We start from the raw sequence: 20,999 nt of genomic DNA, 5'->3' as shown, positions 1-20,999 counted from the left end.
TCTCCTGGGGGGGTGGCACCCCCCCCCCCGGCCCCCCCCCCCCCCCAACCCCCCCCCCCCCGACCGAAGTCACTCGCGCCACCCGACAGCCAACTGGGACGGCTTAGCCCTCCACTGCCGTCGGCGCGGCGACGACGGCCACCTCGGCGCGTTCCACCAGAGAGGCGACGACGGCGGCGAGCGGCACCAGCACCAGGTTGCCCAGCAGCATGGTGCGCAGGAACGGCAGACCCGCCGCATAGCTCGCGAGCAGCCCGTCAAGCGTCGCCGGGTACATCCCGTCGATGAGCCAGACCCCGAAGTTTGTCCAGGCGAAGAACCAGAGCGAGCCGCCCACGCCGACGCCGAACGCGGCCGCGTACCGGCTCGGGCCCCGAAGGTGCCGCGCGACGATCGCGCCAACGCCCACCACCGCCCACGCCGACCAGGTGAACCACATGATCTGGGTGTTGCCGAGCAGCGCGTCGCTCACCGCGACCACCGCGAACGGAACGACAGCGGCCCATCGGTTGCGCAGCAGCAGCACCGCGAGGAAGGTCGCAGCGGTAGCGATCTCAAGGTTCGGCGGCGCGCCCAGCTCCGGGGCGACCAGCCGCCACAGCACAGCGGCCGTCAGCACCAGCACCACGATCGCGGGCCGCCACCAGCGGCGGGACAGCTCCCGGACCGTCAGGTCGCGACGGCCGGGCTCCGTGCTCAGTAGGTCTCGAGCGTCCACGTGATCTCCTGACCGTCCGTTGTCTCCAGTGTGCCCGCTCCGACCTGGGCGGGCTCGCCGTCCACGGACAGCGCCCAGAACTCGCTCTTGGCGTCGTCCGCCGCACGGCCGCCGATCGCGGTCACGTACGCGTTCTCGCCCTCGCCCGTGACCTCGGCCGACGGGTCCGCCTCGAGCAGCAGCTCCAGGGCGGTGGACCCGGTGCGCCCCGCGTACGCGAGGGTCTCTCCGCCGTCGGACGGCGCGGCACTGTCGGACGGCGCGGCGCTGCTGGAGGCGGCGTCCGACGGCGCGCTGGTCGTCGCCGTGGCCGCCGTCCCGGACTCACCGGTCGCGCCGCAGGCCGCGAGCAGACCCGTCAGGAGAAGTGCGGCGGCCGCCGCACCGAGCGCCCGGAGCGGGCGGGCAGAAGTCGTGTTCACGCTGGCGAGTGTAGGTCGGCACGCACCGCGCGGCGCGGCCGTCCCAGCCCTCGGCGGGCCGCCCCCACGCACCCCCGAGTCAGACGTCGATGCGCGAGCGGTCCAGCTCGGCCGCACCGGCGATGAGGAACTCCTTGCGGGGCGCCACGTCGGTACCCATCAGGAGCTCGAACGCGCGCTCGGCCGCCTCGGCGTGCTCCGCGGTGACCCGGCGCAGCGTGCGGAAGCGCGGGTCCATAGTCGTCTCCGCGAGCTGGTCGGCGTCCATCTCGCCCAGGCCCTTGTACCGCTGGATGTCCGGCTTGTAGCGGCGGCCTGCCTTGTCGAGCTTCTTCAGCGTGGCACCCAGCTCGGCCTCCGAGTACGTGTAGATGTACTCGTTCTTGCGGCGGCCGTTACCGATCACCTCGACGCGGTGCAGCGGCGGGACCGCCGCGAACACCCGCCCGGCCTCCACCATCGGCTTCATGTACCGGTAGAAGAGGGTCAGCAGGAGCGTGCGGATGTGGGCGCCGTCCACGTCGGCGTCGGTCATCATGATGATCTTGCCGTAGCGGGCGGCCTCGATCTCGAAGGACCGGCCGGAGCCCGCACCGAGCACCTGGATGATCGCCGCGCACTCCGCGTTGCGGAGCATGTCGCTGATCGACGCCTTCTGGACGTTGAGGATCTTGCCGCGGATCGGCAGCAGCGCCTGGAAGTCGCTGGAGCGCGCGAGCTTGGCGGTACCGAGCGCGCTGTCGCCCTCCACGATGAACAGCTCGGACCGCTCAACGTCGTTCGAGCGGCAGTCGGCGAGCTTCGCGGGCAGCGAAGAGGTTTCCAGCGCGTTCTTGCGGCGCGAGATCTCCTTCTGCTTGCGCGCGGTGATCCGCGCACGCATCTCGGCGACCACCTTGTCCAGGAGCAGCGACGCCTGCGTCTTCTCGTCCCGCTTCGCGGAGGTCAGGCGCGCCTGGATCTCCTTCTCGACCACGCGGGAGACGATCTGGCGCACCGGACCGGTGCCCAGCACCTCCTTGGTCTGCCCCTCGAACTGCGGCTCGGACAGGCGCACGGTGACGACGGCGGTGAGGCCGGCGAGCACGTCGTCCTTCTCGATGCGCTCCGCGCCGTCCTTGGTGGAGACCTTGAGCTTGCGCGCGTTGGTCTCGACACCCTTGCGGATCACCTTGAGCAGACCCTGCTCGAACCCGGTCAGGTGCGTGCCGCCCTTGGGCGTCGAGATGATGTTGACGAAGGAACGCACCTCGGTGTCGTAGCCGGTGCCCCAGCGCAGCGCGATGTCCACCTCGCAGTCGCGCTGCAGCTCGCGCGGCGACATGTGGCCGCGCTCGTCGAGCACCGGGACGGTCTCCTTGAACGTGCCGGCGCCCTGCAGCACCCAGGTCGCCGTGACCGGTGAGTCGGGGGCGAGGAACTCCACGAAGTCGGCGGCGCCGCCGCTGTGCTTGAAGACCTCCTCGTGCGGCCCGTCCTCGCCCGGCGTGCCGGGCAGCCCGCGCTCGTCGCGCACCAGGATCTCGAGGCCGGGCACCAGGAACGTCGTCTGGCGAACGCGGGTGACCAGCTCGTCGTAGCTGAACACGGCGGACTTGGGGAAGATCTGCCGGTCGGCCCAGTAGCGCACACGGGTACCGGTGCGGCCGCGCGGCACCTTGCCCACCACGCCGAGCTCGGAGTGGTCGACGAACGGCTGGAACACCGCGTCGGGGCTGGGCCCGGACGCCGGGTCGGAGAACGTGCCCGGCTCGCCGCGGTGGAAAGTCATGCGGTACGTCTTGCCGGCGCGGTCCACCTCGACGTCGAGGCGCGCGGACAGGGCGTTGACCACGGAGGCACCGACCCCGTGCAGACCACCGGAGGCCTGGTAGGAGCCGCCGCCGAACTTACCGCCGGCGTGCAGCTTGGTGTAGACCACCTCGACGCCGCTCAGGCCCGTCTTCGGCTCGATGTCGACCGGGATGCCGCGACCGTCGTCGGTCACCGTCACGGACGTGTCGGCGTGCAGCACGATGCCGATCTTCGTGGCGTGGCCACCCAGGGCCTCGTCGACGGAGTTGTCGATGACTTCCCAGAGGCAGTGCATCAGGCCACGGGAGTCGGTGGTCCCGATGTACATGCCGGGACGCTTACGAACCGCCTCGAGACCCTCGAGGACGGACAGATGGCGAGCGGTGTACGACTCGGACGTTGCGGTCACGGCGACAGCGTAGACGAGGTCACCGACAACCTCGGTGAGGCGCTCCCTGAGGGCGGCCTGACGGCTCAAGATTCACCCCATGACGGAAATTACCCTTTCAGCGCAATTGGGGGCGGATGGCCTCCAACACTGTGAGGCACGCCGCTATGCTCGCAGCGAACCGGCCACCCGGGCTGGCATGAACCGCGCGAGCGAATGGTTGGATGGAGATGTGACGACCTTGACGACCGAACCGCTCACCGCCCTCGACCGCTGCGACCGCTGCGGCGCCCAGGCCTACGTGCGTGTCGTTCTGCCCGTAGGCGAGCTGCTCTTCTGCGGCCACCACGCCCGTGCACACGCGTCCGCCTATGCGGACATCGCCACCCACGTCCAGGACGAGACCGACCGGCTCCACGCGGAGCACGGCCAGGCCTGAACCCAGGCCGGACACCCACCGGACCGTAGACAACAGACGGCGGTGAGTCACCCTGTGAGGTGACTCACCGCCGTCGTCATGCCCGGCGCACGACATCTTCTGGCCCACGATCTTCTGGGCCCACGGTGGCATCCCCGCGCAGAGCACTCGACGCACGACGACGCCGGGCGGGTGAGCTTCGGAAGAAGCGCATCCGCCCGGCGTCCTGTCCGGCCCCTGTCCGGGACCGGCTCACGTCCTGCTGAGGTCGACCGAGATCAGTCGAGGTAGTCGCGCAGCACCTGCGACCGCGAGGGGTGGCGGAGCTTCGACATCGTCTTGGACTCTATCTGGCGGATGCGCTCGCGCGTCACGCCGTAGACCTTCCCGATCTCGTCGAGCGTCTTGGGCTGACCGTCCTGCAGGCCGAACCGCATGGAGACCACACCGGCCTCACGCTCCGAGAGCGTGTCGAGCACCTGGTGGAGCTGTTCCTGCAGGAGCGTGAACGACACGGCGTCGGCCGGCACGACAGCCTCGGAGTCCTCGATGAGGTCGCCGAACTCGCTGTCGCCGTCCTCACCGAGCGGGGTGCTCAGCGAGATGGGCTCGCGGCCGTACTTCTGGACCTCGACCACCTTCTCGGGGGTCATGTCCAGCTCCTTGGCCAGCTCCTCCGGCGTGGGCTCGCGGCCCAGGTCCTGAAGCATCTGACGCTGCACACGGGCCAGCTTGTTGATGACCTCGACCATGTGCACCGGGATACGGATGGTGCGGGCCTGGTCGGCCATGGCACGCGTGATGGCCTGCCGGATCCACCAGGTGGCGTAGGTCGAGAACTTGTAGCCCTTGGTGTAGTCGAACTTCTCGACCGCGCGGATCAGACCGAGGTTGCCCTCCTGGATCAGGTCCAGGAACAGCATGCCGCGGCCCGTGTAGCGCTTGGCCAGCGAGACCACGAGGCGGAGGTTGGCCTCCAGCAGGTGGTTCTTGGCGCGCTTGCCGTCGTGCGCGATCCACTTGAGGTCGCGCTCGAACCGGCGCTGGTCCTTGTCGGTCCGGTCGAACTCCGTGGTGGCGAGCCGCTCCTCCGCGAACAGACCGGCCTCGATGCGCTTCGCGAGCTCGACCTCCTGCTCCGCGTTCAGCAGCGCGACCTTACCGATCTGCTTCAGGTAGTCCTTGACCGGGTCCGCCGTGGCACCGGCGGTGACGACCTGCTGCGCGGGCTGGTCGTCGTCGTCCTTGTCGGAGACGACGAAGCCGGCGCTCTCGTCACCCTCCTTGGCCGCCTTGCCGCCACGGCCACGGGTGGCCTTGGTGACGATCTCAGGACCGGAGTCGGTCTCTTCCTCGGGCTCGTCGACGGCAACACCGTCGGGCTCGATGTTGTCGTACTTCGACTTGCCGCGAGCGGCGGGCTTCTTGGCGGCGGTCTTGGCCGCCGGCTTCTTCCGCGTGCTCGTGGCGGTCTCGTCGACGTCGTTCGGCTCGGCCTCGTCGGCGTCCTTCGGCTTCGCGGTGGAACGCGCCGGGGTCTTCTTCGCGGCCGTCGTGCGGGTACGCCGGGCGGGCTTCGCGGAGGCGTCGGCCTCGCCGTCGGCGGGGGCCTTGGCGGCGACAGCGGTGGAACGCGTGGCCGCGGCGGCGGCCACCTTCGTCACGGTGGGTAGTCCGACCTGCACACCGGCGTTGGCCAGTGCCCGCAGCACCGCCTTGAGCCGCTTGGCGTCACCAACCTCCGCGGTCTCGCATGCACGCCGGAAGTTCTCGGCGTCGACCGAGCCGTCGGCGGCGCCACGAGCGAGGAGCTCCTGCAGGGCAGGATGCTCGAACTCACGGGGCAGGTTGTCGCGTGCAGGGACAGGAGCGATGTCCTGGGGGGCTTTCAGCGGAGTGGGCGCCACAAACCGACCTTTCGGCATTCGAGGGGGCGGTGTACCGCCGACGGGGCCTTCACTGGACCTTCTGCTTCCGTCGGCGAACATATATATTGTACCGTCGACCTCCATGTCTGCCGCGACGAACGCGGCGATATGGACAAAGTCAGTGCGAAGTCACGTCCGGCGGGGCAGCCCCGCAGGTGGATCTGAATCTCGCGTGCCAAGAGTCAACGAACCAGGTGGCCGCACCATTCCCGGCCACCTGGAATCCGCGCTGGACCAGGCACGGGACAAGCGCCGGCCCCGGGCAGACCGCACCGGATCTCACCCGGCCGGACGCTCGGGCCCTGCCCGATCAGACCTTGACGGCCAGCACCGGGCACGGCGCTTCGACCAGAATTCGCTGGGCACCCGCGCCCAGGATGAGCTTCCCGACGGGGCTGCGCTTGCGCAGGCCGATCACTATCAGGCCGGCCACCGTGCTCGTGGCGGTGCGGATCAGGTCCTCGGCCAGGTCGCCGGTGCCGAGCTCGACGCGCACCTCGACCTCACCGGCGAGCCGGCCGACCAGCTCGTCGGTCTCAGCCTTGCACTCGTCCGCCGGACGCTTGCTGTTGGTGACGACGACCAGCGGTACCTCCCGTTCCCTGGCCTCGGTGACAGCGGTTCGCAGAGCCTCTTGGCCCTCGGGCGTGGCGAGGTGGCCGACGACGATCGTCATGTCGACCGACGCTACCCCACACCGAGCCCCGTGCCTCACACCGCCGCCGCTTCCTCCGGTCCCGGCTCGCCTGGGAACGGTCCGCGCTCCCGCCGCACCCAGCCGGGCGGGACTCCCCCGACGATCGCCCCGCGCAGCAGCAGCGCGAGCCGGTAGCTCGGGTCCACCCCCAGCGCGTCCGACACCCGCTCGGTGGCCAGTCCGCCGTCGCCACGCCACCACGCGATCAGCGCCAGCAGCAGGTAGGCCGGCGCCCGCCGGTTCCGCGGGACGTGGGTGACCACCGCCTCCAGCACGTCGCGTGCCGCACGCGTGGTCTCCTCGTCCGGGGGCATCCCCTGCTCCGGGTCGACGATCCGTGCCATGACCATCCCTGTGGCCGTGTCGGTGTCGCCGTCCACCTGGCGGCGGGCGGTACGCAGCGCCGTCTCCTCGGTACCCGGTGCGAGGCTCAGCAGCACGGCGTCCCGCACCGACGTGTCAGCGAGCGCCGCGCCGATCTTCCCGAGGTCTACCGGCGACAGCTCCAGCGGTTGGCCGGGCCTGGTGCCTGCCGCGACACGCGCAGCGGAGCGCCACAGGCCCAGGCTCTCGGCGCCCCACTCCCCCAGCGCCCGGTGCGCGCGCAGGTCGTGCAGGTCGTGCTGGCGGGCAGTCGACGATCCGTCGGCGGGGCCTGAGCGCCGCTCGGTGCTGTCAACCCAAGTAGCGCCGTCGACCGGCACCGCACCGTCGATCGGCCCGCCACCGCCCGGGAACCTTGTCCCGTTCAGGAGCCGGCGGTAGGTGTCGGTCCAGCGGGCCGCAGCTCGGCGTGCCTGGGTGCGCGCCGCCTCGGGAGCGGCCCGCAGTGCGTACCGCTCCTCGCGCGTGCCGGCCACGGTGCGACCCTCCAGCACCATGTGGGCGGCGACGCGCGTGCCCTGCAGCGCAGCCAGCGGCCGCCCCTCGGCCGGGCAGCACATCGGGTCGGAGCAGTCGAGTGCACGGAACCCCGTAGGGGTCACGACCCAGGCCTCCGTCCCGGGGAGCCGGCGCTCGAGCCGTGCCCGCAGCAGGTCGACGGCCCGCCGCGCGGCACCCGAAGGCGCCGTCGGGTCGGTGGCGGTGTACAGGACCACCACCGCGCGGTCCGCGCCGTCGGCCACCACGTGGTCGGCGAGCCAGCGGGCGGTCGCCGCGCCGTCCGGTCCGTCCGGCTCGTCGGGCTGCCGCAGGCGGAGGTCGTCGAGGTCGACCCGTGCCACGAGCCCGACCCGCTGACGCGGTCCGGTCAGGCTCACCGCGACGACGGACTCGGCGGGCTCGAAGCCCAGCCGGTAGGGGATGTAGGCGAGCAGGTCCTCGGGTCCGGCGACGCGGACCACCGTCGCGTTCGGCACCGCCGACCGCCGGCCGAGGTTCTTGGAGGTCGTGTCCTTGGGGTTCATGCGATCGATCCCAGCGCTCCCGCGGGGCGGCGGCGCGCCCAGGTGGACGGTGTGGACAACGAGTTTCATGTGGTCGCGCTCGGACCCTTGCACTGTCGTCGCGAGGGTCTCTCCGGCTACGGTGTCCGACGTGCCTCACCTCGCCACCGCTCGCCGTACGGCAGCGCTCGCTGCCGCCGTCGGGCTGGCGCTGGCGACAGGGGGATGCGGCACGGGGGTTGAGCGACCGGCATCGGCCGCCACGGCGTCGGGCACGCCCGAGCCCCGTTCAGCCGTGTCCGGCGGGCCCACCCAGCTGCCGACCTTCGACCCGGCGTCGGCCGTCGGGACCTACGCGGACGGGTTCCCGCCCGACCTGTTCCCGATGCCGAAGGGCGCCCTCCTGCTCGCGTCGTCGGCGAGCCCCGCGCCGGTCCCTCGGGACTCGAAGGCCAAGAGCACCCCGATGACGCAGGTGACGCTCAACCTGTCGTCGAGCCAGCCGACCAAGAAGCTCGTCGCACAGGTCAAGAAGATCCTGGTCGATCAGGGCTTCGAGCAGATCGAGGCGCCGGACTCGAGCGGTCTCACCGCGCAGACCGCGTTCCTGCGGGTCTCCAGGTCCAAGGCCGGTGAGGTCCAGGAGTCGCTCATCGTGGGCGTGCTCGACGACGGCGAGCGCCGTCTCGCCTCGATCAGCGGTACTGTCCGCACCCCATAGGCTGGGGCGGTGTCCGTCTCATCCGCCCGAACCGGCGCCCTGAACCCCGTAGCCCTGCTCGACGCCGAGAGCCTCCGCGCCGACGTCGACGCCGCCGTGACCGCTCACCTCGACCGGCTGGTCGCAGAGGTGAGTGCGATCAGCCCGAGCGCGGAGGTCCTGGTCGAGGAGGCCGCCGGTCTGCTCATGGGGGGCAAGCGGCTGCGCGCCGCGTTCTGCTACTGGTCGTTCCGTGCGCACGGCGGGGCTGCCGATCCCACGGACCCGGCGCGGGTCGCGGCGGTCCGGGTGGGGGCGGCGCTCGAGCTGTTCCAGGCGGCGGCGCTGCTGCACGACGACGTGATGGACAACTCCGACACGCGGCGCGGCCGCCCCACCGCGCACCGGGCCTTCGCGGCCAAGCACGCCGGGGCCGACTGGTCCGGCGACGCGGTGCGGTTCGGTGACGCCGCCGCGATCCTGCTCGGCGACCTGGTGCTGCTCGCCGCCCAGCGCGAGCTCTCGGCGGCGCTCGCGCCGCTGGCGGCCGATGTCGCCGCGGCGGCGCGCGCTCGCTTCGACGTGATGCAGAGCGAGGTGGTCGTCGGCCAGTACCTGGACGTGCTGGTCCAGGCCGAGCCCTGGGGCGGCGACCCGGCCTCGGACGAGGAGCGCGCCCGGAAGGTGCTGCGCGCCAAGTCCGCCAGCTACTCGGTGGCCGCGCCGCTGGCGCTCGGCGCGCTCCTGGCCGGCCGGGGTGCGCAGGCGGCCGCCGGGATCGAGGCGGCCGGGCTGCCCCTCGGCGAGGCGTTCCAGCTCCGGGACGACGTGCTCGGTGTCTTCGGCGACCCGGCCGTCACGGGCAAGCCTGCCGGCGACGACCTGCGTGAGGGCAAGCGCACGGTCGTCGTGGCGCGCACCCTGGCGCTGCTGCCCGACGCCGACGGGCCGGAGGCCGCGACGCTGACCGCCGCGCTGGGCGACCCCGGCCTGTCCGACGAGGACGTCGCCAGGGTGCGGGAGATCATCGTCGGCTCGGGTGCGCTGGACGCGGTCGAGCAGCTCATCGCCGACCTGTCCGTCCGCGCCCACGCGCTGCTGGACCTGGCGCACCTGACCGAGCCCGGCCGAGGCGTGCTGACCGATCTGGCCCACGCCGCCGTCGACCGGGCGGCCTGACCTGAGCTGCCGGGGAACCCGTCCGGTCACCAGGTCCAGACGGTGACCTCTCCGCCCTGTTTCAGGTGCTTGCCCGCTGCCGGCCTCGTCTCAGTGACCCCGTCGCCGAACAGCTCGCCGAAGCCGCGCAGCACCACCGTGTAGCCGGCCTCCTCGAGCGTCGTCCGGGCGTCCTCGACCGACATCCCCACGACGTCGGGCACCGTTCCCTCCGGGCCCTGGCTGACGACGATCGTCACGGTGCCCCCCTGCTGCGCACCGGCACCGCCGGCCGGCTCGGTACCGAGGACGGTGCCTGCTGGTACCTCCTCGTCGAACCGGTCCTGCCGGCGCACGTCGAAATCCTCGGCCTCCAGCGTTTCCGTGGCCTCGTCGGCGCCGAGGCCGACGACCTCCGGCACCGTGACCGGTGGTGGCCCGTCCGACACGGTGAGCCGCACGTGCTCGTCCGTCGGGACCATGTCGCCGTCGCGGACCGAGGCCCAGATGACCTCGTCCCGCGCGCCGTCGTTCGTGTACTCGCGTGAGACCTCGACGTCGGTCAGGCCCGCGTCCCGCAGCGCCGCCTGCGCCGCCTTCCCGGTCATGCCGACCAGGCCCGCCGGCACCTCGGCCAGCTCCTGCCCGAGCGAGACCACGAGGCGCACGGGCTCGTCGCGCTTCCAGCGCTGCCCCTCGTCGGGGACCACGGAGATCACCTCGCCCTCCGGTACCTCGGAGTCGTGCTGCTCCTCGCTCCGCGGCGTCAGCCCCGCCTCGGTCAGCGCCTCCTGGGCCTGCTGCGCGGCGACGCCGACGACGCCGTCGGGCACCACCGCATACGCGCCCGGGCCACGCTCCGTGTACCACCAGGCGCTGAACAGGACCGCCAGGACGGCCACGGCCAGCAGGACCTTACGGCCGCGCCGGGGTCTCCGCGCCGGCGGCGGCGAAGGCTGCGGCGGCTGCGGCGGCTGCTGAGCCACCCAGCGACCGGCCGCCGGCCGCTCCACCACCGCGGTACGTGCCGCCTTCACCGCGGCCTGCGACGGCGGCGGCGCCGCACTGGCAGGTATGTCCAGCACCTCGTTGGGGATCTGCTGGAACGTGTTCCGCAGCGCGTCGAGCGCCACGGCGGCGTCCGTCGGGCGCCGGCCCGGATCGCGCGCCGTGAGAGCACGGACGAGCTGGTCCAGCGGGCGGCCCAGGTGGCCCGCGAACGCGCTCACGGGCGGGACGTCGGTGTTCACGTGCGCGTACGCGACCTGGATGGGTCCCTCGCCGGCGTGCGGCAGGCGGCCGGTGAACATCTCGAACGCGAGGATCCCCACGGCGTACACGTCAGCGCGCGCGTCGACGTGTCCGGTGGAGATCGTCTCGGGCGCAAGGTACGCGACGGTACCGAGCACGGTGCCCGTCGTGGTGTTGGACACCTCGGAGACGGCGCGGGCCAGACCGAAGTCGGCCACCTTCGGGCGACCGGTGCCCTGCTCCAGCAGCACGTTCTCCGGCTTGATGTCCCGGTGCACTATCCCCTTGGCGTGTGCGGCGGCGAGCGCGGAGAGCACCACGTCGAGGACGGCGAACGACCGGCGCAGCGTGAGGTCGCCGTCACGGATCAGCTCGCGCAGGTTGGTGCCGGGCACGTACTCCATGGTCAGGTAGCGCATGTCGCCGTCGGTGCCCTGGTCGTAGACCGCCACGACGCCGTGGTGCTGCAGTCCGGCCGCCGAGCGGGCCTCGCGCTCGAAGCGCTCCCGGAAGCTCGCCGCCTGCTCGCCCTCCGCCAGGTGCGGGTGCATCACCTTGAGCGCGATCTCGCGGTTCAGCCGGTTGTCGTGCGCGCGGTACACGGTGGCCATGCCACCTCGCGCCACGCGCGCGACGATCTGGTACCGCCCGTCGACCAGGCGGCCGATGAGAGAGTCTGCCGTCACCTGAGCCACGCTGGGAGTGTACGGGTGACCGCCCACGCTCCTCCTGAAACTCGCATAGTGGACAGGATGCCGTTGCCGGATCGTTGCGGCGTCACGGGCCCGCGCACTGTCGCATACCCTTCTACCGTGACAGATCTCGACGCCCTCGTTGGCGAATGGCTGACCCTGCCCGACCTCGCCGAGGCCCTCGACATCGAGGTCGGCAAGGCACGCGGCCTCGTCCGCGACCAGCACGTCGTCGGCATCAAGCGCGGCGAGCGGACCACCTTCCAGGTTCCCGCCAGGTTCGTGCTGCCGGAGGTCGACGGCCGCCCCGGCGTGATCCCCACGTTGCGGGGCACCGTGATGGTGCTGTCGGACGCCGGGTTCACCGAGGTGGAGATCCTCGAGTGGCTGTTCACGCCGAACGACGAGCTCGGTGAGCAGCCGGTCGACGCCCTGATCAACGGCAAGCGCGCCGCCGTCCGCCGGGTGGCGCAGACCCTGCTCTGACGGTCGTCACCGCCGGAGCATCTCGGCGACCTGGAACGCCAGCTCCAGCGACTGCTGGTGGTTCAGGCGCGGGTCCACCAGCGTCTCGTAGCGCAGCGCGAGCCCGGCGTCGGAGACCTCCTCGCTGCCGCCGAGCACCTCGGTCACGTCGTCGCCCGTGAGCTCCATGTGCAGGCCGCCGGGGACCGTGCCCAGCGCGCGGTGCACCTCGAAGAAGCCGGCGACCTCGTCGAGCACGTCCGTCAGGCGACGGGTCTTGTAGCCGCTGTCCGAGGTGATGGTGTTGCCGTGCATCGGGTCCGTCACCCAGGTGACGTTCGCGCCGGACCAGGTCACCGCCTCGACGATGCCCGGCAGCACGTCCCGGACGCGACCGGCGCCCATGCGCGTGATGAACGTGAGCCGGCCGGGGACGTTGTCCGGGTTGAGCCGCTCGGTGAGGGCCAGGGCGTCATGCGGCGTCGTCGTGGAGCCCAGCTTCACGCCGATCGGGTTGGCGATGCGGGACATGAAGTCGACGTGGGCGCCGTCGAGCTGACGCGTGCGCTCCCCGATCCAGAGGAAGTGCGCGCTGGTGTCGTAGGACCGGCCCGTGCGCTGGTCGGTGCGGGTCAGCGCGCGCTCGTAGTCGAGCACCAGCGCCTCGTGGCTCACGAAGAACTCGACGGAGCGCAGCGCGTCGAAGTCGGCTCCGCACGCGTGCATGAACCGGACGGCGCGGTCGATCTCGTCCGCCGTCTTCTCGTACCGCGCGTAGGCGGGGTTGCGCATGAAGCCGCGGTTCCACTCGTGCACCTGGCGCAGGTCGGCGAAGCCGCCCTGCGTGAAGGCACGGACCACGTTCGCCGTCGCGGCCGAGATCCGGTAGGCCTGCTCGAGCCGCTCGGGGTCGGGCACGCGGTCCGCCGCCGTGAACGGGAACCCGTTGATCATGTCGCCGCGATAGGTGGGTAGCGTCACGCCGTCGCGCGTCTCCGTGTCGCTGGAGCGCGGCTTGGCGTACTGGCCCGCCATGCGGCCCATCTTCACCACCGGCGTGCTCGCGCCGTGCGTGAGCACGACGGCCATCTGCAGGATGGTGCGAACCTTGTTGCGGATGCGGTCGGCGTTCGCCTCGGCGAACGTCTCCGCGCAGTCCCCGCCCTGGAGCAGGAACGCCTCGCCCCGGCCGGCGGCGGCGAGCCGCTCGGTCAGGGTGTCGGCCTGTGCGGGCACCACGATGGGCGCGGCCTGCGCCAGGCGGCCGGTCGCGGCCGCGAGCGCGGCCGGGTCCGGCCACGTCGGCTGCTGGCGTGCCGTGAGCGTGCGGTAGTGGTCGAGACCCGCCGGGTCCGCCGACCGCTCGGCCGGATCTGTCTCGGCCGGATCTGTGACGGTGCTCATCGCTTCGCCGTTCGTGGTGCCCGCACCGTGCTCAGTGCTCCGCGGGGGCGGCCGGCACGAGCGGCTGGCCGATGTCCGCGAGGATCTGCCCGAACCACTCCTGCGAGACGTCGAACGCCTTGCCGCCGGCGATCCGTGGGAACGCGATGGCCTTGAGCCGGTCGCCGTCCTCCTCGTCGTGGCCGATGACGCCGGACTCGCCGCGCAGCGCGCACTCCACCGCGTAGTCGGTCATCGACTTGATCAGGCGCAGGTCGTCGCTGTTCGCGGCAGCGGCGCGCGAGTAGTAGCCCGACTTCTGCACCATCGTCTTCTCGGCGCCCAGCTTCTCCGCGAACTGCTTCGCGAACCACTGGCCCGGGTTGATCGTGTCGAGCTTCACGTGCCCGAACGGGTCACGCTCCACGGTCTCGCCCGCGGCCTCGAGCTGCGCCACGATCTCGTGCATGCCAGCGCCCTCCGACAGGAAGATGTTGACGTTGCCGATCTCGTCCATGACGCCGCGCAGGCGCTTGGCCTCGCCCTCGAGGTCGATCTCCAGCTCCGGCAGGAACACCGCGTGCACGTCCCAGCGCTCGCGCGACAGGCCGAGGGCCGGTGCCCACTCCTGCTCGTCGAGCCACTCGCGGTACTTGCCGGCCGTCGCGGCGGTCAGCCAGCCGCAGTGCCGGCCCATGACCTCGTGCACGATCAGCATGCGCGGGCCCACGCGGTTCTCGCCGATGACGTTGGCGGCGAACTTCGCACCCTCCTCGGCGGCGGTCCACGCGCCGAGGGACTGCTTGATCGGCACCACGTCGTTGTCGATGGTCTTCGGCAGGCCCACCACGGTGAGCTCGTAACCGTTGTCGTGCAGGTAGGCGGCGAGGTCGGCAGCGGTCGTGTTGGTGTCGTCACCGCCGATGGTGTGCAGCACGTCCACGCCGTCGGCCTTGAGCTGCTCCGCGGCGACGTGCAGCGGGTCCTGGCCCTCCTTGACGAGACCGCGCTTGACCGCGTCCTTGACGTTGGTCAGCTTCACGCGCGAGTTGCCGATCGGCGAGCCGCCGAAACGGTGCAGTACCGGAGCCTGCTTCCGGGCCTCCTCGTCGATCTCGATCTTGTTGCCGGTCAGCAGGCCGTGGTAGCCGTGCAGGTAGGCGATGATCTCGATCTCGGGGTCGAGCTCGGTGTAACGCTCGATCAGGCCGCCCACCGAGGACGACAGGCAGGGCGCGAAACCGCCGGCGGTCAGCAGGGCCACACGACGAACAGCCATCGGAGCAGTACCTCTCATCGGGGAAAGTTCACGGGAACCACGACCGGCGATCGCCCGCGCGGCACCCTTCGTCGTCATCCTACTGACGGCCGGCGACCACGCCCGGCACGTCCGGTGAATGAGCACCCGATGGTCGGTGCCCACGGCGTCCCCGCGTACGCGCCGAACCGCAAGCTGCGCGTCCTCCCAGCGCCACACCCGCGCCCGCGCAGAGCTGCTGCTCGACTCGGGCCCACAGCGCGTGAGAGAATGCTCAAGAGCCTCCCGGTGCCTAGCGGCCCGGGAGGCTTTCTGTTGTGACGATCCTTCCCGGCCCCCGGCCACCACGACTGACTATTCGCCCGACGACGCCCGCCGACCGACTCGTCCTCGAGCGGCTCTGGCTCTTGTTCCGGCACGACATGTCGGAGGTGTCGGGCGCGCTCCCCGACGCGAGCGGCCAGTTCCGGCGCGAGCGGCTCGACGCCGCGTTCACCGAACCCGGCTGGCGCGGCCTCGTCGCGCACCTGGAGCCGGCTGACGGCGGCCCGGCGTCGCCCGTCGGGTTCGCCCTCGTGCGCGGGCTCGACGGCCCCAGCCGGGTGCTCAGCTCGTTCTTCGTGGTGCGGGGCGCGCGGCGCGCCGGCATCGGGCGCCAGCTTGCCGCGCACGTGCTCGCGAGCTTCCCTGGCCGCTGGGAGATCGCGTTCCAGGACACCAACCCGCCGGCCGTGCGGTTCTGGCGGGAGGTGGCGTCCGCCGCCGTCGGGCCGGAGTGGGACGAGGAGCACCGCGCCGTGCCCGGTCGCCCGGACCTGCCGCCGGACACCTGGATCTCCTTCACCAGTCTGCCGAACGGGCCCACATAGGCGTCGACCAGTCACCGGTTCTCGCCTCGAACCTCCGTCGGACCAGGTCGAACCTGGCAGCGACGAAGCCTTGTCGCGCCTCAACTTTAACGATAAAGTCCCGCTCGACCGGATCGCACTCGTGCAAGGGAGCACGCAGATGACTCGAAGATTCCACACGGCCGTTCGGAGCGTCGCCGCAACAGCCGCACTCGTCGTCGCCGGAGGGCTCGCGCTCGTCGCGCCGTCAGCTGCCGCGCAAGCGGTCAGCACCGACCCGTGGGTGAGCGAGGTGCCGGACAACCCGATCTCGGACGTCTACCGCTTCACGGTTCCCCGCGCGGCGGTGACCGAGGCGACCGGCATCGGGGAAGGGCCCGTCGCGGTGCAGGGCAACTTCGGCCCGGGCAAGGCGTGGACCGACCTCAACATGGGGACCAGCGGGTCGAACCTGACCGCCACGCTCGGCCCCCTCGAGCCCGGCCTGTACTACTACCAGTACGCCGCGCGCCCCGCAGCGGACCAGGACGCGGTCGCGTTCCGCAACCCGGACGCGCCCCAGGAGGTGACGTCGAAGCCCACCTACAGCACCATGTTCGTTCCCGGCCCGGGCGCTGAGTGGCTCGACGACGTGGCCGGTGGCGGCGAGCTCGAGACGCTCGAGTACGGCAAGGGACCGAAGCACGAGAAGGAAGCGCTCGTCTGGACGCCCCCGGACTACGACGCGGAACGCGCGGAGCAGTACCCGGTGCTGTACCTGCTGCAGGACGAGGGGCAGAGCTACCGCGAGTGGGTGGAGCTGGGCCGGCTCGGCCAGATCATGGACAACCTCACGCTCGACGGGGACGCCGAGCCGATGGTGGTCGTCATGGGAGACGCGGACGCACCGGGCCCCCGCGGCGTGACGAAGGAGCTGCTGCCCGCCGTCGAGCGCGCGTTCAACGTCTCCGACGAGGGATCGGGCCGCGCGATCGCGGGGATCGGCCGCGGCGCGGAGCTGGCTCTGGGCGCCGTGGTCGCCAAGCCGCGGGAGTTCGGCGGCGTCGGCTCGTTCTCGGGCGGCTACGACAAGGCGATCTCGCGGGGCAAGGCCGAGCAGATCAACGCCTCGGCCGACGTCGTCCGCCTGTACGCGGGCAACGTCACCGACCCCGCGTACGACGACACGGTCGCGCTGGCTGACAGGCTGACGAACGCGGGCGTGGAGTTCCAGCCCGACGGGTCGGACCCCGTGACGGGCGGCACGTGGGACACGTGGCAGAAGAACCTGCACGACTTCGCCGGGCGGCTCTTCCACGAGGTCGACGACGAGGGCCTGAGCGAGGGCCACCTGCCGTTCGTGGAGCACGAGCTGCCGGCTACGGGCACGGCCCCGACGCCGTGGATCGACGAGAACAGCGTCGTCACGTTCGAGGTCGGCCCCGAGTTCGCCGACGCGAACAACATCACCGTCTGGGGCAACTTCGGCCCGGCCGGAAGCTGGCCGCGCACCCACATGGTCAGGCAGGCCGACGGTTCGTGGCGGCTCTCGCTGGCCGTCGAGGGCGGCTCCTACTACTACAAGTTCGTGGTCGACGGCGTCGACCACAAGGACGCCGGCAACCCCACGACGGTGTTCTCGGAGCCGACGTGGAGCACCTTCACCGCCGACGGCGACACGGTCCGCGCTCAGTTCACCGCCCAGGTGCCGGCCGACGCGCGCGGCGAGGTCAGCGTGATGAACTACCCGAGCACCGCGGGCGGCGGCGAGCAGCGCTCGGCGTACGTGTGGACTCCCCCGGACTACGACGCGGACCGGGCCGAGGAGTACCCGGTCTTCTACCTGCAGCACGGTGGCGGGCAGACGTGGACCGACTGGGTCGAGGTGGGTTACGTCCAGCGCATCCTCGACAACCACTACCTGCGAGGCACCATGGAGCCGATGGTGGTCGTCATGGCCAACGGGAACGGCGTGGACTTCCCCACGGAGATCACGACGCGCATCGTGCCGGCCGCCGAGGAGCAGCTCAACATCAGCTCCGAGGGTGACCAGCGCGCTCTGGCGGGTCTGTCGATGGGCTCTGGCCACACGCTCAGCACGCTCTGGGCGCACCCGGGCGAGTTCGGCTACATCGGCGCCATGTCGGCGTTCGGCGCACCGCCTGCCGACGCGGACGTCGAAGCCATCAACGAGGGCACGAAGCTGCTGCGCGTCTACTCGGGCGACGTGCAGGACTTCACCTACGGCGCGACGCTCCAACTCGTCGCGGCGATGGAGAGCCGTGGGGTGAACCACGAGTTCGCGCCCATCGTCCCGGGCCCGCACAGCTGGGACGTCTGGCAGAAGTCGCTCATCGACTTCCTCCCCCGACTCTTCACGGAGGGCGCCGACGCCTAGCGGCACGGGCAGCAGTCCCGTGACTTCGGTCAGTTGCCCCGAGATCGGTCCGTCGTTGGACCGATCTCGGGGCAACCGACCGAAGTCACGGGTCCCCGATCACCCGATCAGGTGCAGGCTCTCCTTGTTCTTGTCCGCGTACAGGCGCTCGACGTCGGCGTCGAAGTCCTTGAGGAACACCGCACGCTTCACGCTCTGCTTCGGCGTGAGGTACCCGTTCTCGATGGTCAGGTCGCCCGGCAGCACGGTGTACTTGCGGATCGACTCCGCCGTCGAGACCGCCTTGTTGGCACGCTGCACGGCGGAGTCCAGCGCGGCGAGGACGTCGGGGTCCTTGCGGGCCTCGTCCACGGACAGCGCCGGCTTGCCGTGCATCTTCAGCCAGCCCGGCAGGCCCTCGGCGTCGAGCGTCACGAGCGCACCGATGAACGGCTTGTTGTCCCCGACCACGACGCACTGGCTGACCAGCGCGTGCGCCCGGATCCGGTCCTCGAGGTTCGAGGGCGCCACGTTCTTGCCGCCCGCGGTGACGATGATCTCCTTCTTGCGGCCGGTGATCGTGAGGAACCCGTCGTCGTCCAGCACGCCCAGGTCGCCGGTGCGGAACCAGCCGTCCTCCGTGAACGCCTCAGCGGTGGCCGCCTCGTTCTTGTGGTACGCCCGGAACATGTGGTGTCCCTTGAGCAGGATCTCCGAGTCGGCGGCGATCTTGACGCCGCAGCCCGGCAGCTGGGGGCCGACCGAGCCGATCTTCGTCGCCGTCGGACGGTTCACGCTGGTCGGCGCCGTGGACTCGGTGAGCCCGTAGCCCTCGAGCACCTTGAGGCCCAGACCGCGGTAGAAGTGGCCGAGGCGCTCGCCGAGCGGCCCGCCGCCGGACACCGCGAAGTCCGCCTGGCCACCCAGCTTGGCGCGCAGCTTGGAGAACACCAGCGCGCTGGCGACCTTGTGCTGCAGCTTCAGGCTCAGGCTCGGGCCCGACGGCGTGTCCAGCGCCCGCGACCAGGCGATACCCGTCGCCGTGGCCCAGTGGAAGATCTTCGCCTTGCCGCCGGCCGCCGCAGTCTGCTCAGCCGTGTTGTAGACCTTCTCGAACACTCGCGGCACCGCGAGGATGAACGTCGGCTTGAACTCGCCGAGGCCGTTCACCAGCGTCGACGTGTCCGCCCAGTGCCCCGTGACCACGCCGCCGGCTATCGCGAGCACGTGGATGTAGCGCGCGAACACGTGCGACATCGGGATGAACAGGAGGGTGCGTCCACCGTCCTTGGCGAACACCTCCGGCACGGCCTCGACGGCGTTCACGGCGAGCGACGCGAAGTTGCGGTGGGTCAGCTCGGCGCCCTTCGGCCTGCCGGTCGTCCCCGAGGTGTAGATGATCGTGGCGAGGTCGTCCAGGTCGGCGATGGCCCGGCGACGGGTGATCTCCGCGTCCGGCACGTCAGCGCCCTCGGCCGCCACCGTGTCCAGCGCGCCGTCGTCGATGACGAGCACGTCGGACAGGATCGGGCAGGCGTCACGCACCTCTGCGACCGTGGCGGCGTTGCCCGCCGTCTCGGTGAAGACGAGCTTCACCTCGGCGTCGGAGGCGATCCACTCGACCTGCTCGGCCGAGGAGGTCTCGTAGATCGGGACGGGCACAGCGCCGGCGGCCCAGGCCGCGAAGTCCAGCACGGCCCACTCGTACCGGGTACGGCACATGATGCCGACCCGGTCTCCGGGCTCGATCCCGCGGGCCACGAGGCCCTTCGCCACAGCGACCACCTGGGCGTCGAACTGGCCGGCCGTGACGACCCGCCAGGGCTCGCCCTGACCGCCGGGTACCTCCATGATCGGCTTGTCGGCACCGGCGCCGACCCGCTCCGCGAGCACATCGTTGAGGTTGGAGGTGGGGGGCAGCTCGATAAGAATCGGGCTGAAGATCTCGTCCATTCTGACTCCAGTGGCAGTACTGACCGTGCCTGCAAAGATACCGGGAAACGGACGCCGTGTGTTGCACTGTCGGCGGTCGCTAGGCTGGGTGTGCGCACCTACCCGGTGCTACCCCCTTTTCGACGGTCCGTAGGACCGTCGTGCAACGAGAGAACGTGAGGACGAATGCACGCCATCGGGGTCGACATCGGCGGCACGAAGATCGCTGTGGGAGTCGTCGACGAGGAGGGCAAGATCCTCGCCCAGGTGCGCCGGGATACCGACGCCGACGACGTCGCGCACATCGACAAGGCAATCGCCGAGGCTTGCAACGAGCTCGTCAAGGAGCACCAGGTGGGTGCGATCGGTCTGGCCGCCGCGGGCTTCGTGAGCCCGGACCGGACGTCGGTGAACTTCGCCCCCAACATCGCCTGGCGGGAGTACCCCCTGGCGGCGAAGGTCGCCGAGCTCTTGGACGCCGACCTTCCCATCGTGGTGGAGAACGACGCGAACGCGGCGGGCTGGGCCGAGTTCCGGTTCGGCGCCGGCCGCGACGCCACCGACATGCTCATGCTCACGGTCGGCACCGGTCTCGGCGGCGCCGTGATCTCGGAGCGGGAGCTCGTGCGCGGCAAGTGGGGCATGGCCGCGGAGGTGGGGCACATGCGTGTCGTGCCGGAAGGGCACTACTGCGGCTGCGGCCACGAGGGGTGCTGGGAGCAGTACGCGTCGGGCAGCGCGCTCGAGCGCGACGCCCAGCACGCCGCCGTGGCGCGCGTGAACCAGGCCGCGCGGCTGCTGGAGCTCGCGGGCGGTGACCCCGCGGAGATCGGGGGCAAGATGGTCACGGAGGCGGCCCAGGAGGGTGACGCGCTGTCCATCGAGCTGCTGGCCACGCTCGGCCGCTGGATCGGTGAGGGCTCGGCGTCGGTCGCGGCCCTGCTCGACCCGGAGCTCATCGTCATCGGCGGCGGCGTCGGCGCGGCCGGCGAGCTGCTGCTCGGCCCGGTCCGCCGGGGCTTCGAGGCACAGCTGTCCGCCATGGGTCACCGGCCCGTCGCGAAGATCGAGCTGGCCGAGCACGGCAACGAGGCGGGCATCGTCGGCGCCGCGGACCTCGCCCGCCGCTGACCCTCCCCGCACTTACCAGAAGCTCAGGTCACCAGCGTGACCTGAGCTTCTGGCAGCTCGACGTCAACTACG

The 20,999-nt window shown here is 71.2% G+C and carries 17 protein-coding genes; 7 read left to right on the top strand and 10 right to left on the bottom strand.

The window, feature by feature from the left end; translation table 11 throughout:
* Positions 1-103: 103 nt before the first annotated feature.
* From AB0F40_RS09415 to AB0F40_RS09405, 3 genes are all read right to left on the bottom strand, one after another.
* Positions 104-718, bottom strand: a complete 615-nt coding sequence (locus AB0F40_RS09415; RefSeq protein WP_357465986.1) for a DUF6580 family putative transport protein — start codon at positions 716-718, stop codon at positions 104-106.
* Positions 697-1,140: a DUF4430 domain-containing protein gene (locus AB0F40_RS09410; RefSeq protein WP_357465984.1), complete on the bottom strand. Its 444-nt coding sequence runs from the start codon at positions 1,138-1,140 to the stop codon at positions 697-699. The genes AB0F40_RS09415 and AB0F40_RS09410 overlap by 22 nt, the downstream gene beginning before the upstream one ends.
* Positions 1,141-1,219: 79 nt before the next feature.
* Positions 1,220-3,343: a DNA topoisomerase IV subunit B gene (locus AB0F40_RS09405; protein ID WP_357465982.1), complete on the bottom strand. Its 2,124-nt coding sequence runs from the start codon at positions 3,341-3,343 to the stop codon at positions 1,220-1,222.
* Positions 3,344-3,554: 211 nt separating this feature from the next.
* Here AB0F40_RS09405 and AB0F40_RS09400 point away from each other — a divergent pair, with 211 nt between their 5' ends.
* Positions 3,555-3,761 carry a hypothetical protein gene (locus AB0F40_RS09400; protein WP_253867690.1) on the top strand — a complete coding sequence of 69 codons (207 nt, stop codon included), beginning with the start codon at positions 3,555-3,557 and terminating at the stop codon, positions 3,759-3,761.
* Between the two features lie 257 nt (positions 3,762-4,018).
* On the opposite strand, the gene AB0F40_RS09395 is transcribed toward AB0F40_RS09400, so the two are convergent.
* The 3 genes from AB0F40_RS09395 to AB0F40_RS09385 form a co-directional block, all read right to left on the bottom strand.
* Positions 4,019-5,665, bottom strand: coding sequence for an RNA polymerase sigma factor (locus tag AB0F40_RS09395; RefSeq protein WP_357465980.1), 1,647 nt, complete (start codon positions 5,663-5,665; stop codon positions 4,019-4,021).
* Between the two features lie 313 nt (positions 5,666-5,978).
* Positions 5,979-6,344 (bottom strand): universal stress protein, encoded by a 366-nt coding sequence (locus AB0F40_RS09390; RefSeq protein WP_357465978.1) that lies wholly within the window; start codon positions 6,342-6,344, stop codon positions 5,979-5,981.
* A 35-nt stretch (positions 6,345-6,379) separates the two neighbouring features.
* Complete coding sequence (locus AB0F40_RS09385) at positions 6,380-7,774, bottom strand: DUF4192 domain-containing protein (protein ID WP_357465976.1); 1,395 nt, start codon at positions 7,772-7,774, stop codon at positions 6,380-6,382.
* 130 nt (positions 7,775-7,904) lie between these two features.
* Here AB0F40_RS09385 and AB0F40_RS09380 point away from each other — a divergent pair, with 130 nt between their 5' ends.
* Together AB0F40_RS09380 and AB0F40_RS09375 are read left to right on the top strand one after the other, a co-directional pair.
* A complete protein-coding gene (locus AB0F40_RS09380) occupies positions 7,905-8,474 on the top strand; it encodes a hypothetical protein (RefSeq protein ID WP_357465974.1) in 570 nt (189 codons plus the stop codon).
* 9 nt (positions 8,475-8,483) lie between these two features.
* The gene (locus tag AB0F40_RS09375; RefSeq protein WP_357465972.1) at positions 8,484-9,632 is read left to right on the top strand and encodes a polyprenyl synthetase family protein; all 1,149 of its coding nucleotides are present in this window, start codon (positions 8,484-8,486) and stop codon (positions 9,630-9,632) included.
* Between the two features lie 26 nt (positions 9,633-9,658).
* Here AB0F40_RS09375 and pknB read toward each other — a convergent pair whose 3' ends face one another.
* Entirely contained in the window at positions 9,659-11,548 is a 1,890-nt protein-coding gene (gene pknB, locus AB0F40_RS09370; protein WP_357465970.1) for a Stk1 family PASTA domain-containing Ser/Thr kinase, read from the bottom strand.
* Positions 11,549-11,674: 126 nt separating this feature from the next.
* On the opposite strand from pknB, the gene AB0F40_RS09365 reads away from it, so the two are divergent.
* Positions 11,675-12,040 (top strand): Rv2175c family DNA-binding protein, encoded by a 366-nt coding sequence (locus tag AB0F40_RS09365; RefSeq protein WP_357465968.1) that lies wholly within the window; start codon positions 11,675-11,677, stop codon positions 12,038-12,040.
* A gap of 6 nt (positions 12,041-12,046) precedes the next feature.
* Here AB0F40_RS09365 and AB0F40_RS09360 read toward each other — a convergent pair whose 3' ends face one another.
* Both AB0F40_RS09360 and AB0F40_RS09355 read right to left on the bottom strand, forming a co-directional pair.
* Positions 12,047-13,423: a class II 3-deoxy-7-phosphoheptulonate synthase gene (locus AB0F40_RS09360; RefSeq protein ID WP_357465966.1), complete on the bottom strand. Its 1,377-nt coding sequence runs from the start codon at positions 13,421-13,423 to the stop codon at positions 12,047-12,049.
* A 31-nt stretch (positions 13,424-13,454) separates the two neighbouring features.
* Positions 13,455-14,681: a pyrophosphate--fructose-6-phosphate 1-phosphotransferase gene (locus AB0F40_RS09355; RefSeq protein ID WP_357465964.1), complete on the bottom strand. Its 1,227-nt coding sequence runs from the start codon at positions 14,679-14,681 to the stop codon at positions 13,455-13,457.
* A gap of 296 nt (positions 14,682-14,977) precedes the next feature.
* Between AB0F40_RS09355 and AB0F40_RS09350 the strand changes: the two genes are divergently transcribed.
* Positions 14,978-15,529 (top strand): GNAT family N-acetyltransferase, encoded by a 552-nt coding sequence (locus AB0F40_RS09350; RefSeq protein ID WP_357465962.1) that lies wholly within the window; start codon positions 14,978-14,980, stop codon positions 15,527-15,529.
* A gap of 139 nt (positions 15,530-15,668) precedes the next feature.
* Positions 15,669-17,885, top strand: coding sequence for an alpha/beta hydrolase-fold protein (locus AB0F40_RS09345; RefSeq protein ID WP_357465960.1), 2,217 nt, complete (start codon positions 15,669-15,671; stop codon positions 17,883-17,885).
* A 99-nt stretch (positions 17,886-17,984) separates the two neighbouring features.
* On the opposite strand, the gene AB0F40_RS09340 is transcribed toward AB0F40_RS09345, so the two are convergent.
* Positions 17,985-19,817 carry an AMP-dependent synthetase/ligase gene (locus tag AB0F40_RS09340; protein ID WP_357465958.1) on the bottom strand — a complete coding sequence of 611 codons (1,833 nt, stop codon included), beginning with the start codon at positions 19,815-19,817 and terminating at the stop codon, positions 17,985-17,987.
* Positions 19,818-19,982: 165 nt separating this feature from the next.
* On the opposite strand from AB0F40_RS09340, the gene AB0F40_RS09335 reads away from it, so the two are divergent.
* Entirely contained in the window at positions 19,983-20,927 is a 945-nt protein-coding gene (locus tag AB0F40_RS09335) for an ROK family glucokinase (RefSeq protein ID WP_357465956.1), read from the top strand.
* Positions 20,928-20,999 lie beyond the last annotated feature (72 nt).

This window comes from Promicromonospora sp. NPDC023987 (assembly GCF_040639055.1).
Taxonomy (GTDB): domain Bacteria; phylum Actinomycetota; class Actinomycetes; order Actinomycetales; family Cellulomonadaceae; genus Promicromonospora.
This window is presented reverse-complemented; position numbering and strand designations above follow the sequence as displayed.

Excerpts from the sequence above, each read along its gene's own strand:
- AB0F40_RS09395 (WP_357465980.1), bottom strand. The coding sequence starts at position 5,665 with ATGCCGAAAGGTCGGTTTGTGGCGCCCACTCCGCTGAAAGCCCCCCAG.
- AB0F40_RS09390 (WP_357465978.1), bottom strand. The coding sequence starts at position 6,344 with ATGACGATCGTCGTCGGCCACCTCGCCACGCCCGAGGGCCAAGAGGCT.
- AB0F40_RS09385 (WP_357465976.1), bottom strand. The coding sequence starts at position 7,774 with ATGAACCCCAAGGACACGACCTCCAAGAACCTCGGCCGGCGGTCGGCG.
- AB0F40_RS09360 (WP_357465966.1), bottom strand. The coding sequence starts at position 13,423 with ATGAGCACCGTCACAGATCCGGCCGAGACAGATCCGGCCGAGCGGTCG.
- AB0F40_RS09355 (WP_357465964.1), bottom strand. The coding sequence starts at position 14,681 with ATGGCTGTTCGTCGTGTGGCCCTGCTGACCGCCGGCGGTTTCGCGCCC.
- AB0F40_RS09345 (WP_357465960.1), top strand. The coding sequence starts at position 15,669 with ATGACTCGAAGATTCCACACGGCCGTTCGGAGCGTCGCCGCAACAGCC.
- AB0F40_RS09340 (WP_357465958.1), bottom strand. The coding sequence starts at position 19,817 with ATGGACGAGATCTTCAGCCCGATTCTTATCGAGCTGCCCCCCACCTCC.
- AB0F40_RS09335 (WP_357465956.1), top strand. The coding sequence starts at position 19,983 with ATGCACGCCATCGGGGTCGACATCGGCGGCACGAAGATCGCTGTGGGA.